The organism is Sphaerospermopsis kisseleviana CS-549, from assembly GCF_028329225.1.
Taxonomy (GTDB): domain Bacteria; phylum Cyanobacteriota; class Cyanobacteriia; order Cyanobacteriales; family Nostocaceae; genus Sphaerospermopsis; species Sphaerospermopsis kisseleviana.
The window spans coordinates 1-14,832 of sequence record NZ_JAQMTI010000177.1; the positions used below are offsets into that span (position 1 = coordinate 1).

The 14,832-nt window shown below is 35.4% G+C and carries 18 protein-coding genes; 5 read left to right on the plus strand and 13 right to left on the minus strand.

Going from position 1 to position 14,832, the window contains the following annotated elements:
* Positions 1–197: 197 nt before the first annotated feature.
* From PN497_RS14565 to PN497_RS14575, 3 genes are all read right to left on the minus strand, one after another.
* Complete coding sequence (locus PN497_RS14565; protein ID WP_096565263.1) at positions 198–806, minus strand: hypothetical protein; 609 nt, start codon at positions 804–806, stop codon at positions 198–200.
* A 187-nt stretch (positions 807–993) separates the two neighbouring features.
* Positions 994–1,353, minus strand: coding sequence for a hypothetical protein (locus PN497_RS14570; RefSeq protein WP_096572542.1), 360 nt, complete (start codon positions 1,351–1,353; stop codon positions 994–996).
* A 148-nt stretch (positions 1,354–1,501) separates the two neighbouring features.
* Positions 1,502–3,013: a CIA30 family protein gene (locus tag PN497_RS14575; protein WP_096565261.1), complete on the minus strand. Its 1,512-nt coding sequence runs from the start codon at positions 3,011–3,013 to the stop codon at positions 1,502–1,504.
* A 93-nt stretch (positions 3,014–3,106) separates the two neighbouring features.
* Here PN497_RS14575 and PN497_RS14580 point away from each other — a divergent pair, with 93 nt between their 5' ends.
* The 3 genes from PN497_RS14580 to PN497_RS14590 are packed head-to-tail and all read left to right on the plus strand — an operon-like array spanning position 3,107 to position 4,954.
* The gene (locus tag PN497_RS14580) at positions 3,107–3,613 is read left to right on the plus strand and encodes a HugZ family pyridoxamine 5'-phosphate oxidase (protein WP_096572541.1); all 507 of its coding nucleotides are present in this window, start codon (positions 3,107–3,109) and stop codon (positions 3,611–3,613) included.
* 12 nt (positions 3,614–3,625) lie between these two features.
* The gene (locus PN497_RS14585; protein WP_096565259.1) at positions 3,626–4,513 is read left to right on the plus strand and encodes an alpha/beta fold hydrolase; all 888 of its coding nucleotides are present in this window, start codon (positions 3,626–3,628) and stop codon (positions 4,511–4,513) included.
* Between the two features lie 48 nt (positions 4,514–4,561).
* The gene (locus tag PN497_RS14590; protein ID WP_096565257.1) at positions 4,562–4,954 is read left to right on the plus strand and encodes a GFA family protein; all 393 of its coding nucleotides are present in this window, start codon (positions 4,562–4,564) and stop codon (positions 4,952–4,954) included.
* A 199-nt stretch (positions 4,955–5,153) separates the two neighbouring features.
* On the opposite strand, the gene PN497_RS14595 is transcribed toward PN497_RS14590, so the two are convergent.
* Positions 5,154–5,798, minus strand: coding sequence for a DUF3386 domain-containing protein (locus tag PN497_RS14595; protein WP_096565255.1), 645 nt, complete (start codon positions 5,796–5,798; stop codon positions 5,154–5,156).
* Between the two features lie 104 nt (positions 5,799–5,902).
* On the opposite strand from PN497_RS14595, the gene PN497_RS14600 reads away from it, so the two are divergent.
* A complete protein-coding gene (locus PN497_RS14600) occupies positions 5,903–6,577 on the plus strand; it encodes a LuxR C-terminal-related transcriptional regulator (RefSeq protein WP_096565253.1) in 675 nt (224 codons plus the stop codon).
* 110 nt (positions 6,578–6,687) lie between these two features.
* Here PN497_RS14600 and PN497_RS14605 read toward each other — a convergent pair whose 3' ends face one another.
* The 7 genes from PN497_RS14605 to PN497_RS14635 form a co-directional block, all read right to left on the minus strand.
* On the minus strand, positions 6,688–7,371 hold the full coding sequence (locus PN497_RS14605; protein WP_096572540.1) for a Na(+)/H(+) antiporter subunit B: 684 nt from the start codon (positions 7,369–7,371) through the stop codon (positions 6,688–6,690).
* 5 nt (positions 7,372–7,376) lie between these two features.
* Positions 7,377–7,919 (minus strand): DUF4040 domain-containing protein, encoded by a 543-nt coding sequence (locus tag PN497_RS14610; RefSeq protein WP_096565251.1) that lies wholly within the window; start codon positions 7,917–7,919, stop codon positions 7,377–7,379.
* Entirely contained in the window at positions 7,912–8,211 is a 300-nt protein-coding gene (locus PN497_RS14615) for a monovalent cation/H(+) antiporter subunit G (RefSeq protein ID WP_096565249.1), read from the minus strand. Before PN497_RS14615 ends, PN497_RS14610 begins: the two co-directional genes overlap by 8 nt.
* Before the next feature lie 74 nt (positions 8,212–8,285).
* On the minus strand, positions 8,286–8,543 hold the full coding sequence (locus PN497_RS14620) for a hypothetical protein (RefSeq protein WP_096565247.1): 258 nt from the start codon (positions 8,541–8,543) through the stop codon (positions 8,286–8,288).
* A 2-nt stretch (positions 8,544–8,545) separates the two neighbouring features.
* The gene (locus PN497_RS14625; RefSeq protein WP_096565245.1) at positions 8,546–8,926 is read right to left on the minus strand and encodes a Na+/H+ antiporter subunit E; all 381 of its coding nucleotides are present in this window, start codon (positions 8,924–8,926) and stop codon (positions 8,546–8,548) included.
* Positions 8,923–10,356: a cation:proton antiporter gene (locus tag PN497_RS14630; protein WP_096565242.1), complete on the minus strand. Its 1,434-nt coding sequence runs from the start codon at positions 10,354–10,356 to the stop codon at positions 8,923–8,925. The genes PN497_RS14625 and PN497_RS14630 overlap by 4 nt, the downstream gene beginning before the upstream one ends.
* Positions 10,357–10,412: 56 nt before the next feature.
* Positions 10,413–10,775 (minus strand): cation:proton antiporter subunit C, encoded by a 363-nt coding sequence (locus tag PN497_RS14635; RefSeq protein WP_096572539.1) that lies wholly within the window; start codon positions 10,773–10,775, stop codon positions 10,413–10,415.
* Positions 10,776–10,956: 181 nt separating this feature from the next.
* On the opposite strand from PN497_RS14635, the gene PN497_RS14640 reads away from it, so the two are divergent.
* Positions 10,957–12,084, plus strand: a complete 1,128-nt coding sequence (locus PN497_RS14640) for a P-loop NTPase family protein (protein ID WP_096565240.1) — start codon at positions 10,957–10,959, stop codon at positions 12,082–12,084.
* Between the two features lie 226 nt (positions 12,085–12,310).
* On the opposite strand, the gene PN497_RS14645 is transcribed toward PN497_RS14640, so the two are convergent.
* Together PN497_RS14645 and ilvC are read right to left on the minus strand one after the other, a co-directional pair.
* Positions 12,311–13,507 (minus strand): MFS transporter, encoded by a 1,197-nt coding sequence (locus PN497_RS14645; RefSeq protein ID WP_096565238.1) that lies wholly within the window; start codon positions 13,505–13,507, stop codon positions 12,311–12,313.
* A gap of 179 nt (positions 13,508–13,686) precedes the next feature.
* Positions 13,687–14,682, minus strand: coding sequence for a ketol-acid reductoisomerase (gene ilvC / locus PN497_RS14650; RefSeq protein ID WP_096565236.1), 996 nt, complete (start codon positions 14,680–14,682; stop codon positions 13,687–13,689).
* Between the last annotated feature and the right edge of the window lie 150 nt (positions 14,683–14,832).

Genomic DNA, 14,832 nt, shown 5'->3' on the forward strand with positions numbered 1-14,832 from the left:
GAAGGGTATACCGGAAAAAGTGTGCATTTTTTGGGATTTCAAGAGATGGCAAAGAAATTTTCAAATCTCCTCCTGACTCCTGACTCCTGACTCCTGACTCCTATGCCCTCACGGAAAGACTTTCTCAGCAACCCCTATTTAATACTTGGGGGATGCTGAATAAATGTAAAACATATATAAATCAAGAGATAGAGAATTTATTTTGCATGACTACTTAACATCCACAGCAAAAATCCTAAAATTGGCTCAACTGGTGGTAAGGGATATTCGGTAATATCAATAGTGACTGAATTAGCTTCTAATTTCAAAAATTTCCAAGCTGTGCCACTGGTGACAGAACCAAAAATAGTAGAAATATTTATATTATTAGCAGCATTAAATTTTTGAGCAGCTACCATTTCTGCAATACACTGACCTAAACCACCATTCAAATTTTCTTTTTTTGCTTCTATAATAATAATAACTGGAGCTTGAATTTCTAATTGGGTGGGTGATTGACTAATCAGAAAATCACAAATACCATTAAGTCCCAGGTTGGGATCTACAGTAAAATCTTCTCCAGAAAAAAGGCTTACTTGACGATTTAATAATCTTCTCACTGCTGTTAATACAGGGCTAATAATCCATTCAGAACGGGCTTTTTCGCTACCTCTTGCGAGTACCAAAGGTAAACCTTCTTCTAGTTCTTGACGTAATAAATCATCAGGTTTAACAAGAGGAACATCTGGGAAAAATCTTCCACTTTCATGGATGGTAATTGCTAAATCTTGGCGAACTTTTTTAAGTGTAAAATCACTGTAAGGCATGGTTTTAATTAGGACTAAAAACGGATAGGAGAGTCAAATATTTGTTGTTATATCAATTCAAATGATAATTAATTATGGTTGTGTTTGTCAATATATTTTGTCTGAATCAGGATATCCAGGATTTTAGGATGTACAGGATTTTTGTTAGTATCGGGATTTTGATGATTTGAGGATTCAGACATTTTCACTACTTCCCATACTCTAATGTTATAACCCGCTTCTCTAAATCATTAACCTGTTGCTTTAATTCCACTACTAAAGTTGATAATCTCTCAAACATTTTATCCCTTTCAGATTGTGATAAATTCCGTTGATCAATTTGCGGTTTGACTGGATTTTGAGAAATTCTCGAAGATGGAATTTGAGGATTTTGAGGCAATGATAATTCTATTTGGTTCAACCGCAATTCTAAACGTCTCAAGTTAGATTCTAAGTTATGAACTCGAAAATCTACTTGTTGTGATGTTGCAGGATGAGAAAAAATACTACTCCACAGAATAATGGCTAAAATTCCAGATATTGCTGTAAAAAACAATTTTTTGGACATTTCTAATATTTCATTAACATTAATTTTGAATGTGAAATACACAGATACCCAATTTATTTGAAAATTTGGTTTTAAAATGTGGGTTTAAAATTTGGGTATCTATGATATTTTTCAGGGACGGGAATGAATAACGCAGATAAATCTAGAGTTAGATTATCTTAACTGCATCACGCTGCAATTGAGAAAATAATTGTTCCCAGTTGATAGAGTTAACATTATTTTCTCCCTCTTTGACTTCAAAGGTAATATTCTTCGCTTTTGGTTGTTTTAAAGATTGAACACAAATTTCCGCTACATCATTACGACTAATTTTACCACGAATATTATCACCTTGTTCAAATATTAATTCCTTTCCTCCTGCTTCTTCTGTTAAGGCACAAGGTCGAATAATTGTATAAGGTATTCCGCTTTCTCTTAAACTATCTTCTCCTTTTAACTTCCAGGTTAAAATCCCTCCTAATTGGTCATTTAATCTCACTGCTGGGGGTTCTTCCTCTAAATTAATTCCTGGTCTTCCCGGACGAGTTACACCCGCAGAACTAACTAAAACAAATTGTGATAAACCTGCACCACCATAAGCTTTAATTGATTCTATTTCTAATGTAAAACCACCAGGACTAAATTGAGGATTTAACGCACCGTCATATTCAAATTTGCTCAACATTAATTGAAAAGAACAAATTTTACTTTGATCAATTTTAGGACAATCTTTAACAGTTTTCGCTCTAAAAACAGGTGTTAAATTCACAAAAGGGATATTAACATCTATCCATGTATTAGCTACAGTATCAAAGGAATAACTGTAACCCACTCCATCCCAAGTATTTTCAGTTCTCAAAAATATTTTATACCGTTGTCCATCACCTTTAACTCTCAATCTCACCCCGGTAAAACCTGATAAATTAATTGCGGGTGCAAAATTTTTGGTTCTTACAGATGCAAAACCTCCTGAGTTTGCAGTAGAAACATTACCAGCAAATAAAGCGGTTTTTTCTAAAATGCTAAAATTGCTAGAACTGACACCACCCATAACTACATCATCTAACGCACCCCAAATATTTTTTAATTGTGCTGTTAATTCCTCTGATGATTGGGTAAAATCAAAGATAGTTTTTTCTCCAGTGTTTGGTAAATATCTTCTAGCAGCTTCTACTAAATTTTTTACTCCTCTATATTCTACATTTTCTGGTGTGTCTCCTACTATTTCTGGTTGATAAAATTTCACACCTTGGTTATATTTTGCTCTATCAGGTGTGTCTCCTTCCACTGGTTGAACTCGCACTGCTGTACAACAAACTACACCTTGAATATTACTCATTACCAAATCATTCAAAGTTTCCGGTTTGGTAATATCTCCCACCACTAAGTCAACTTCATTACCAAGAATTGACCGCGCTTTATCAATATCTCTGACTAAACAACGCACTTTTTCACCTTGCGCTAATAATCTTTGTACGACTCGTTTACCAACTCCACCAGTTGCACCAGCTACTAAAATTATACCCATAAGATTACCCCCTTTTGGTTGATTTTGAATTGGTTGAGAACGATTTTTTGCAAATATATTTTGTACCCAGTTCAGTGCAGGGAATACCTCAAAATAGGTGAGGGTTTGAATTAGTCTACATAACTTAGATTGATGACGGTTGTTTTCAGTCATAGTGATTGCTAATGGTTTAGGAGTGTTTTTTGATAATTGCGGCAATTTTATATTATAATAATATACTAACAGCTAATTATGGATTTATGGGTTATGAGTCAATTGGCAAAAATCCAAGCAGAGTATGAGCAATTTCCTCAAGAATTTGCCAGTATTATGATTAGTACAGCAAACGAAAAAGGAATCCCCAACGCGAGTTATACTCCTTTTGTCATGGATGAATTTAAAAACATTTATATTTATGTGAGTGGTTTATCCACCCATACTGCTAATATTCAATCTCATCCTTATGTGAGTGTTTTATTTATTGAAGATGAAGCTAAAACTCCTAATATTTTTGCCCGTCGTCGCTTGAATTTTGATTGTACAGCTACTTTGATTGAAAGAGAAACTGATCAATGGAATCAAATTGTTGATCAATTTCAAGCACGGTTTGGAGAAATTATTGAAGTATTACGTGGTTTAGCTGACTTTAGAATTTTTCAACTCACTCCCACCCAAGGACGTTTTGTGATTGGTTTTGGAGCAGCTTATAATATTAGTGGTGATAATCTCAATCAAATTGTACATTTAAATAAAGATAATATTCCTAATTCATAACTTATATATTATATGCTGAAATTTCAACCTCCTGGTTTTGGTCAGAAATTCATTAAGACATCTTTGGGTAATATGGTTTATTATACCCAAATGAGTGAACCTGGCAATATAGAAGCAGTTGAAAAATTACCACCTTTGTTATTTTTACATAATTTTGGTGGTGGTGCATCTGCTTTTGAATGGTCTAAAGTTTATCCAGCTTTTGCTAATGAATATCGTATTTTAGCACCTGATTTAATTGGTTGGGGAGAGTCAGATCATCCAGTTAAAGATTATCAAATTCCAGATTATTTGACTACCATTAGTGAATTTATTCACCAAACTTGTCATCAACCTGTGACGGTGGTTGCGTCTTCTTTAACTGCTGCTTTTATTATTCGTCTTGCTATTTCTCAACCGGAAATATTTAAAGCATTGTATTTAGTTTCACCTTCGGGGTTTGATGATTTTGGACAAGGTGCAGGAAGAAGATTGCCGCTTTCGGTGATTAATACACCTTTTTTGGATAATTTAATTTATGGTTTGGGTGCAGAAAATGAAGTTGCTGTGAATAATTTTTTGCAAAGTTTTCTCTTTGCTAACCCGAAAAGATTAACACAAGAAATAGTAGAAGCATATTTAACTTCTGCACAAAAACCCAATGCTAAATATTCCGCTTTAGCATTTTTAAAGGGTGATTTGTATTTTGATTTGAGTTTGTATATTCAACAGTTGCAAGTTCAAACTGTGTTTTTCTGGGGTGAGGAAGCGCAGTTTACTAATATTAATTTGGGTAGGAGGTTAGCAAGTTTAAATAAAGGTGCAATTAGGGATTTTCAAGCTATAGCTGATACTGGGATTTTACCACATTTGGAAATTCCTGGGGTTTTTGTGGGTTTGCTATTTAAGTATCTTGATTAAACGCAGATAAAAAATAAATAAAAATCAATTTTTTGGGGGTGATAAATGATGAGGACAAATATTAATAAAACTGTCACTTATGAAGGTGGTTGTCACTGTGGTGCAGTACGTTTTCAGGTAGTGGTTGATCAACACAAAGTTGATGATTGTAATTGTTCAATTTGTCGCAAAAAGGGATTTTTACATTTAATTGTCACTAAAGATAAGTTTACTTTGTTGCAAGGTGAGGATGTTTTAACAACTTATCAATTTAATACGGGTGTTGCTAAACATAAATTTTGTAAAGTTTGTGGGATTCATTCTTTTTATATTCCCCGTAGTCATCCCGACTGTATTGATGTAAATGTGCGATGTTTAGATGGGGATGTTATGGGTAATTTTGAAGTTGTTCCTTTTGATGGTGCAAATTGGGAGGATAATATTCACAAGTTGATTAATTGATTTTAAATTTATCCTTCTTTATCCTTCTTTATCCTTCTTTATCTGCGTTTACTTGTTTCTATACTCTGTATAGGAATGAATTAAAGAAGACTCTGTCTTCTATTTATATAGGTAGAACCTATATAATAGCATTCCCAGTCTGAGACTGGGAACGAGATGAATCAGATAAATTGTGATTTATCTAAATATTCAAAAAACCCTAACCTAACAATTCGAGATTACCGAAAATAAACTCTTGAATTGAGATATTTCCTTCGGTTTCAGTGCGAATTTCCCGACGAGAAAGAACGTAGTAATTTCCTACTTTTTCATACTCGTCTGTGAACTCGCTCCGACCGCCTTTTTGAACTCCAGTTTTGGGGTCATGATATACAGAATCGTATGTATGAGATAGATATCCTGCCCCGGTTTCGTGAATGCTGAAAGTGTTAATAGTCACAACAACTCCATGAATATGACGATGAACAAGGGTAACTACATCATTGCGAACTTTATATTTATCACCGGCTGATTTTCCGCCTACAAAAATTTCCACAGCGCCGGTTTCATCAGTTTCGCCATAAATAAAAGTATTTTCGCCGTGGGTTTGTTCAAAAGTGCGACGCACACGGTGAACAGCAATTTCCCAAGTTTGGCTATCAATTGCTTTTTTTGCTGCTTCGTTTTCTACTTCTGTAACTTCCCATTTGAGATTTCCGTCAATACGAATTTTGCCAGTGAACTCCTGACCATCATATTTATAAGTGATATCTGCGGTGTAACCGGGGAAGTTTTGATCCCAAGTATAACGGTTTTCATAAGCAGCCCGGAAAAGTTCTTGGGCAGAGATTTGAGTAACTGTCATGATGCTTGTCCTCTGGCTACGATTGAATAATAGCTTTTTATCGTTGATGATATTAGGATAGGGGTAATTATTGCAGTTCGCATAGTCCCCAACTGGGTACTCTTATGACTAAAACACTCCACGCCATTTTTGAAGCGATCGCCCATGTTGAAAATGAGCAAGAATTACAACAAGCTCTGATGGATACCATTGGCGTGCATTTTGGCGTGCAGCATTGGGGTATTTCTTTTCTCGATAATGAGTTATTAACAGGAATAGAAATTCCTGAAATTCCTGCGGTTTGCCTGGAAGCTAACCCAGTAGGTAGTTATGTTTTGGAACGTCATGCACCCACCCATGAACAATTAATTTTATCCCCAGAAGATTGGAAAAATTTCTGCACCCGTCACGAACACGTGATGACTGGACCCATAGTTTGTGATGGTCGGTTAGTGGGTACTCTCAATTTTGCCCGTGACCCCGGTAGTCCCCCTTTTAATAATAATGACTTGGCTGATTTAAGTGCTTTATGTATTCATTTATCAGCCAAAATTGCCACTCTCAGGGCTAAGTTGAAAACCGCTAAACCTGCTGTTGAATGTCCCCTCACAGCTAGGGAATTAGAAATTGCAACTTTAGTCGCTCAAGGGTTAACAAATGGAGAAATTGCGGCTAAACTTTGGATTACCCAAAATACTGTGAAACAAGCATTGAAAAGAATGTTTAAGAAATTGGGGGTTTCTGCACGGGCAGAAATGGTGGCAAAATTGCAAGAGCATTTTGTAATTCGTAATTCGTAATTCGTAATTCGTAATTCGTAATTCGTAATTCGTAATTCGTAATTCGCAATTCGTAATTTGTAATTCGTAATTTGTAATTATTACCCAATCACCAATCACCAATCACCAAATTACAACAAACCCCGATAACGAATAAAAATCAACACCGCCGCCCAAGAACCTAATGCCACTTTCACCGCCACAATAATATTTAATATCGGCAAAATTCCCCCACTAAAAAGTGTTCCTAACTCCCCGTGTGGTAACTCTAATCCTGATAAAGTGATCACAGATAAAACAATAAAAACCAATACTGACACCTTCTCCCAAATAGCTGCATGATAGCGTTTATAGATATCCTGCATCCATTGATAGGATGAAGTAATTGCAATTAAACCTATTGCTGTTCCACCCGCTACACCCGCAGCAAAACCACCTCCAGGACTCAAATGTCCTCTAATTGCTAATTCTATTCCTACTAACGCTGCAATTGTCGCCCCTAAACGAGCTAAAATAACTGATGATCGATCTTTAAATTGATAAATTGTACAAGATGGATTTTCATTAGCTAATAAATAATTGCATCCTAAAATGGCAATGGTAAAGACAATTACTTCAAAAATTGTATCATAAAGGCGATTTCTAAATATGATTCCTGATACCGCATTCACAACACCACTTTCATTCACTACTTTTTCTGTAATAGACATATCTGAAATCACTTGGGAAATATTCCCTAAATTAGATGTGATATCAGGCATCAATAACATTTTGATTAATAATGCTATTCCTGCTAAAATATAAAGCCATTTCATTTTCATTAATGTTTCTCCTCAGATGCTGCAAAATCAACATAATTTATAACTGTGTTAGGTGATGACAGTTCACTTTCAATAATTTGATAAATCCGTTTTACTCGGATTTCTGTTTGATAATTTTGCTCACATTCATCACTCGCTAATACTGGCGCACAGGTAGCATGGACTTCCTTTTCCTGTAATGCTGTTTGTAAACATTGGTAGCTGTTGTAAGGTACAAGTTCCAACCGCATATAATGTTTATTAAAAATGCTACGAAAATCACTGATCAGATTTTCTGAGATTGATTCATTTTCAATGACCCCCAAACGTAAAACTAAAGAAGAACGAACAGCGATCGCATATAAAGCAACAGATAACATTGTTCCCATTAATGCTTCTGTTAAAGCTACATCTGCTGCACCTAAAACCGCATCTACTAACGCCGCGATCGCACCTAAAACCCCACGCAAAATTAACGCATGATAAGGGTTAACTTGAGTTATCAATAAACCCGCAGTTAAAGGTAACAAAGCAATAATTATATATAAATAAGAATCATTCATTTTCTGCCTCTATAGTTGTATCATGAGTTGAACAATAGGCGATTACATAACCCAACATTGTATTCCAAATCGCCAAGGAAATAATACCTAAAACTAACAATGGCCATTTGCTAGGTATTTTCATTAAAATTCCCACAATCATCAGCATTGAACCCAAAGTATCAGCCACAGTAAGTCCATGTAATTTGAATAATACTGATTTATTGCTAACTAAATGAGAAGTACCCCAAAACCAGAAAAATAAACCTATACCTATACAGGTATAACTGATAATACTCACAAAATTTTGCATTTAACTTTCCTCATTTTCCTCTTTTATTAAAACTCGTGAAATCTGATTACTGAAAGCTGATAAATAATTACTATTCATGCTTCATTTAACCTTCTTAAAATCTGTGCTAATAACATAAATCCAGCATTTCCCACACTCAACATAATCGCTCCTACTACCCCGATCATCCAATCATCTCTTGCCACAGAAATCACTAAAATCATGATAGATACTTTACTAGAAATACTCCCCAAAGCCAACATTAACTGCCAAGTATTATCTGTTTTCCACGCTTCATAAATAGGAATTAACAAAGCTGCTATCATCCCTAACAATACTATTTCTAAATTCATAATTATTTCCTTCCTGGTTTAATGTGATGAACTTCGTAAAATCCCTCTTCATCATGGTTTAAAACAATAGTTTTCGGGGTAAAAGTAATCAAAAATATATCCATAAACACCAACAATGAAGAATGTTTATGTTTCACTTTTTCCCTGATAATTTCCTCATGATGATGGGGATTAATGATAATTTCAAACGCTTCTTTAAAAGCCACAAGAACCGCTACCACTACTTCCCCTAAAACCTTTAACCATTCGGTTAATTTTGCCCGTGATGTGTAACCTCTGGGTAAAATTAGGGCAATAATTACCCCAATAATAATGTTAGTTGTACTAAAATCAGCCGTTAATAAAAACCAAATGGTTAATCTTAATATCAAATGTCCAATCATGATAAGACCATCCAAAATAAGAAGATTACAGTTAAACTCATCACACCTACTAAATGTTCAAATTCTTCAAGTACACGGGGTACATATATTGCTAATTTCTTGAAAATCAGATGATATGCTAACCAGCCAATAGCAATGCTGATAATTGCTTTGATAATATCGGCAATGTTATAAGCTTTCAGATAGGCAATATTGCCCACAACTAAACCAGTAAGTAAGAATATGACTGCTAACCAAAAACCGGGTTTTGCTGTTTGTTCATCGTCTTTATTATGGGATAAAAAGATGAATTTAGAAAAAGCTATTGCTGTGCCAACTGCGGCAATATTCATGGCTATAAACTGCCAAGATGCTAAATTTTTCATGGTTAACACCTTAGCTTCAAAACCTGACAACAAAGGAAAACCAGAAATTGATAAACTAGCGATAACTAAAACAATCCAAATGTTAGTATTAATAGGTTTATTTCCCAGTTCTTTAAAATTGCGACTGGGTAAGGAACCAGCAGTCAAAAATAAAGATGATTTTGCCAGTCCATGAGTTAGGGCATAAAAACCACCTACCGCTGGTGCAGCCAGTATCCAACCTAACTGGGAAATAGTGCTAAATGCTAACAGACGCTTGGTATCTTTTTCAAAGATGGCGTAGGATAAACCCATAAAAGCTGTCCCCACGCCCAAAATAACGACGATATTATTAAGTTCTGGAGAAACCGCAGCACATCTTAATAAAGGTAAAACACTAGCTTTAACTACTACACCTGAAAGCAGCGCAGAAACAGGAGTTTCTGATTCAGAATGGGTTAAAGGTAGCCATAACCCAGAAACAAAAATCCCAGCTTTGACTAACATTCCTAAAAAGATTAATGCTACTGCTTCCGGTGGGGCATTTTTTAAACCTGCAAAACTAAAAGAGAGATTATTTTGATAAACTAAGACAGCACCAACTAGATAAAATAACATTGAGATATTGCTGACAAATAGATAGCGTAAACCTACCCAAATTGAGCGATCGCTCCGGGGATATGCTACCAATAAAAAAGCTGCAATACCACTAACTTCTAAAGCTACATATAAGCTAATAAAATCTGCACAGATAAAGGCAGCATTTAAACTACCATGCACTAGCAAAGTTTGGGCATAGAAAAAAGCATTTTTATCACTTTGCCAACAATATAAAGCTACCGCAGCAGTCACTAAAGCATTAGTTAAAATAAAATAACCACTTAACTGATCTGCTTCTAAAGTCACACCAAAACTATCAAGTAAATTGAGCTTAATTTCTGGCTTTTCTATCAACAACTGCACACCATAAGCAGCAGTAACTAATGTTCCCAAAAAAGTCAAATGTCTGTTAAGTTGGGGAACTAAAAAAATCATAAATCCCAGAAAAAACGGGATACCTACCCAAGCAATTGTGATCGTATTCATGGTTATGTTATTCATGGTTTTAAATTTAGATTTAATTTGAGTTAATTTGAGTTAATTTAATTTTTATGTTCATATTTGATGATCTGCGGTGTATTATTTTTCTCGATTTCACTACTTTCTAAAGTGGGATTGTCTTTAGCTAATTTCATTACACCTACTAACATTAAAGCTTGAATTGAAAACCCAATTACTATCGCTGTTAATATCACTGCTTGGGGAACAGGATCAGCATATCCAGCTTTTTTGACGTTGGAAATAATGGGAGTAAATAAACCCGTTTTTGAGGCAATAAATACATAAAAAGCAATCACCCCCGTACTCATGACATCCATTGAAACTATCTTCATTACCAGGTTTTTCTTGAGAATAATTCCAAAAAACCCGAATAGTATTGTTATCAGTACAAACGCTTCTATCATAGACATCACCTATTTAATAATATATAAATGTGTATTATTGGATTGAGGGAAAAGTTGCTGTTTGAAATCGGAAATTTTTGTTTCTGAAAGTGTTACATTATTAATAGCACTAAAAGTAGGTGCTAATTACAGCAGAACACTAAATAATTATTATAATAATCATAACAACACCTAATGATTTATGTTTTCTTTAATAACACCAAACATACAACCCGCAAACAAACCCGTGAATTTTGATTTATCCACTTCATTACAATTAATTGGACGCTCTAAAGAATTTCAGCGTATTATAGACATACTTGCAAAAGATGAAGATTTATTAATTACAGGAGTACCTGGAAGCGGTAGAAGAACTTTAGTTAAAGTTGCAGCGCAGGAAGTGGGTGCGGTAGTCTTAGAAATAGACTGTATTCGTGCTACAGATGGTGAAAGATTTTTGCAATTATTACTAGAAGCAATTAGTCAAAATTGGCAAGCAAAGAAAATTAAATCTTGGGTGGAAAAAAAAGAGAGTGAGTTTTTTATTTTTAATAGTGAAAGTAAACTTAAATTATTACATTCTTTAAATCAAAAACAACTCTGGCAAGCATTTACTAGCCTAATTGAATTATTACAAATAATGGCTAATGATTTAAACCAGAGAGTAGTATTGATTTTACAAAGTTTTCCCCATATTCGTTCTTGGGATCGCAATGGTTTATGGGAATCAACATTTAGACAAGAAGTTAAAAACCATCCTCATGTAAGTTACGTTTTATTGGCGACAATTGCAGAAACTAGCCATCATCAAGATGATAGTATTTATTCTATAGAAACAATGGAATTAGCACCTTTATCTAAAGATGTTTTAGCATTGTGGGCGCGAGAGATTTTACATACAGAAAATCTCAAATTTGATCCCCATTCCCAAGGATTACAAGTATTTTTAGATGCAGTGCAGGGAAATATAGGTGATGCAATGGCATTAATTCGCAGGTTATCAAGTTTAGAACATGATCAAGGTTTAATTACTGAGCAAAAAGTACAGCAAGTAATTGAAGGAATGCTCAAAGATTTATCTATAACTTATGAATCTTTATTAATGTTACTACCGGCAAGCCAAATACATCTTTTAGAATGTTTAGCAGTTGATCCGACAGATAAACCACAGAGTAAAGAATATATCCAAAAACATGGACTTTCTAGAGGTGGAAGTTTGCAAGGTGCTTTAACTGGGTTACAACACAAAGGTTTAATTTACAGTGCTGAACAAGGTTATCGTTTAGCTTTACCTTTGTTAGCTTTGTGGTTACGAAAACGGTTGAGTTAATTGTTAGCATTCAGCTATCAGTAATCAGTAATCAGCTAGTATCAGGAGAGAGACTGAGTAAATAATAAGTATGCTCCCATTTTTTCTCGTACCCATACTCTGTATGGGAATGAATTTAACAAGGTTCTACCTTGTTTATTTAACTAGAGTCAGAGACTCTTAAATTGTATTCCCAGTCTGAGACTTGGAACAAGAAAAAGAAAACAAGAAAGAAATTCAGCTTTATTTATTCACCTACCTGAACTTCTGGAGAAGGAGCAGAAAAATTGTTAGCTTTTAATTGTACCCAGGTAAAGAAAGGAATTGCTAAAAGTTGAGTTAGGGAAGAAAAAACCACTAAGAAAGTAATAGAGTGATCATACAAAATTCCCATGAAAGCACTACCTAAAAACCAAGCTAAACCATAGCCTGTACTAAAAATTCCGTAAGCTGTTGCGCGTTTATTTTTAGGGACAATTTTTGCTATTGCTGCTTTGAGAATTGATTCTTGCGCTCCCATTCCAATACCCCAAAATGCCATTCCTAAAAGGGCAAACCGCATATCTCCAAAAAATACTAAAGGTGCAAATAGGGAGGAAAATAAAGCTGCAACAATCAGCATAGAAATCCCGATACGATCAAACAAATATCCAAATATCAGAGCAGCTACAGCATCAACTCCCATTGCCCAAGCGTAAAATAAAGGAATGGTTTGCCCAGTGGCTATTTCTCCTTTTTGGAAATGAAAAGCGATGAGGGGAAAATCTGCATAACCAGCCGCAATAACGGCTACAGCACCCAAGTAAATCCAAAATATTCGCGGTAATTTATCACCTTGATCAAGTATTTTTTCTTCTTCAAAATCACTGGGGTTAGGATATAATTTCTGGAGTATTAATAATACAATTAATCCCAATATTGCAGGTACTACTAAAATTTTAAAACCTTGGCGATATTCTCCTTGAAAATAAATCATTGCGGCTACAGCTAAGGGTCCTAAAACTGCTCCAGTTTGATCCATTGCTTCATGCAAACCAAAGCCAAAACCGCTACCAATTTGACTTACACCATGCGAAAGTAAGGCATCTCTGGGGGGGGTACGTACTGCTTTACCTGTGCGTTCAGCCATCATTAAACCTGCGGCTACTTCCCATCTTCCAGCTAGGGCTAAAAATGGGACAACGGCGGTATTTAAAATGAAACCTAAAGTTGTAATTCCCCAATATTTACCTGTTTTATCACTAAGATAACCAATCACTAAACGGAAACCATAACCTATTAATTCCCCGAAACCTGCAACTAAACCAACTATAGTTCCATTCGCGCCTAGAACTTCTAAATAAGCTCCTGTAATACTCCGCGCTCCTTCATAGGTTGCATCAGCGCAAAGACTTACAAAACCAAGTAAAATCACAAACTTTAATGCGGCTGATTTTTGGTGCATATTTCGATAACTGCTAATTATTACCTCAATTATTTAAACATGGAAAAACTCAAAAAAATAATTGTCTTTTAAATTTTTTATAATTTGATTTTTATAATGTAGTTTATTTAATAAAAAAATAGTTGTCAGAGGTTATTGGTAATTAAAAAACCACCAATTACCTCTTTAACTACCAAGAATTAAGCTTTCTTCAACCAGCTAAACATAGCGCGTAAATCTTTACCAACTTCCTCAATAGGATGTTCAGCTTCTTGACGACGCATAGCGGTGAAACCGGGTTTACCTGCTTGGTTTTCTAATACAAATTCCCGCGCAAATTGTCCAGATTGAATTTCACTTAAAATCTTCTTCATTTCTGCTTTGGTTTGAGCAGTAACAACGCGGGGACCACGGGTATAGTCACCATATTCCGCAGTATTAGAAATACTATCGCGCATGGTTGCCAAACCACCTTCAACTACTAAGTCAACGATGAGTTTAACTTCATGCAGACATTCAAAATATGCTAATTCTGGTTGATAACCTGCTTCAATTAAGGTTTCAAAACCGGCTTTAATTAAAGCACTTAAACCACCACACAATACAGCTTGTTCACCAAATAAGTCGGTTTCGGTTTCTTCGCGGAATGTGGTTTCTAAAACACCTGCGCGTGTACCACCAATACCTTTAGCATAAGCCATTGCGCGATCGCGTGCTTTACCTGTAGCATCTTGATATACTGCAAATAACGCTGGTACTCCTTGTCCTTGCTCATAAGTACGACGTACTAAATGGCCAGGTCCTTTAGGTGCAACCATGATTACATCAACATCCGCAGGGGGTACAACTTGCCCAAAGTGGATATTAAAACCGTGTGCAAACGCTAAGATATTTCCTGCTTCTAAATTAGGTGCTATTTCATTTGTGTAAATAGTTTTCTGAACTTCATCAGGTAATAAAATCATGATCAAGTCAGCAGCTTTAGCAGCATCAGCAACGTTTTTTACTGTTAAACCAGCCGCTTCAGCTTTTGCAATTGACTTACTGCCAGGATATAGACCTACAATTACATTTACACCACTATCTTTTAAATTTAGCGCGTGGGCGTGACCTTGAGAACCGTAACCAATAATAGCAACGGTTTTTCCCGCTAAAAGGTCTAAATTAGCATCTTCATCATAATACATACGCGCCATAGAAGCATCTCCTGTTCACAAAGGTTGTTAAGAAATTGGCAGATTTATGATTGTACCGCAGATTGGTGATTGGTGATTGGTGATTGGTGATTAGGAAAATAATCTTACCCAGTCCCCAGTCCCCAGTCCCCAGTCCCCAGTCCCCAGTCC

Excerpts from the sequence above, each read along its gene's own strand:
- ilvC (WP_096565236.1), bottom strand. The coding sequence starts at position 14,682 with ATGGCGCGTATGTATTATGATGAAGATGCTAATTTAGACCTTTTAGCG.
- PN497_RS14610 (WP_096565251.1), bottom strand. The coding sequence starts at position 7,919 with ATGAATGATTCTTATTTATATATAATTATTGCTTTGTTACCTTTAACT.
- PN497_RS14580 (WP_096572541.1), top strand. The coding sequence starts at position 3,107 with ATGAGTCAATTGGCAAAAATCCAAGCAGAGTATGAGCAATTTCCTCAA.
- PN497_RS14605 (WP_096572540.1), bottom strand. The coding sequence starts at position 7,371 with ATGAAATGGCTTTATATTTTAGCAGGAATAGCATTATTAATCAAAATG.
- PN497_RS14600 (WP_096565253.1), top strand. The coding sequence starts at position 5,903 with ATGACTAAAACACTCCACGCCATTTTTGAAGCGATCGCCCATGTTGAA.
- PN497_RS14570 (WP_096572542.1), bottom strand. The coding sequence starts at position 1,353 with ATGTCCAAAAAATTGTTTTTTACAGCAATATCTGGAATTTTAGCCATT.
- PN497_RS14575 (WP_096565261.1), bottom strand. The coding sequence starts at position 3,013 with ATGACTGAAAACAACCGTCATCAATCTAAGTTATGTAGACTAATTCAA.
- PN497_RS14585 (WP_096565259.1), top strand. The coding sequence starts at position 3,626 with ATGCTGAAATTTCAACCTCCTGGTTTTGGTCAGAAATTCATTAAGACA.
- PN497_RS14630 (WP_096565242.1), bottom strand. The coding sequence starts at position 10,356 with ATGAATACGATCACAATTGCTTGGGTAGGTATCCCGTTTTTTCTGGGA.
- PN497_RS14635 (WP_096572539.1), bottom strand. The coding sequence starts at position 10,775 with ATGATAGAAGCGTTTGTACTGATAACAATACTATTCGGGTTTTTTGGA.
- PN497_RS14645 (WP_096565238.1), bottom strand. The coding sequence starts at position 13,507 with ATGCACCAAAAATCAGCCGCATTAAAGTTTGTGATTTTACTTGGTTTT.
- PN497_RS14620 (WP_096565247.1), bottom strand. The coding sequence starts at position 8,543 with ATGAATTTAGAAATAGTATTGTTAGGGATGATAGCAGCTTTGTTAATT.
- PN497_RS14590 (WP_096565257.1), top strand. The coding sequence starts at position 4,562 with ATGAGGACAAATATTAATAAAACTGTCACTTATGAAGGTGGTTGTCAC.
- PN497_RS14565 (WP_096565263.1), bottom strand. The coding sequence starts at position 806 with ATGCCTTACAGTGATTTTACACTTAAAAAAGTTCGCCAAGATTTAGCA.
- PN497_RS14625 (WP_096565245.1), bottom strand. The coding sequence starts at position 8,926 with ATGATTGGACATTTGATATTAAGATTAACCATTTGGTTTTTATTAACG.
- PN497_RS14640 (WP_096565240.1), top strand. The coding sequence starts at position 10,957 with ATGTTTTCTTTAATAACACCAAACATACAACCCGCAAACAAACCCGTG.
- PN497_RS14615 (WP_096565249.1), bottom strand. The coding sequence starts at position 8,211 with ATGCAAAATTTTGTGAGTATTATCAGTTATACCTGTATAGGTATAGGT.
- PN497_RS14595 (WP_096565255.1), bottom strand. The coding sequence starts at position 5,798 with ATGACAGTTACTCAAATCTCTGCCCAAGAACTTTTCCGGGCTGCTTAT.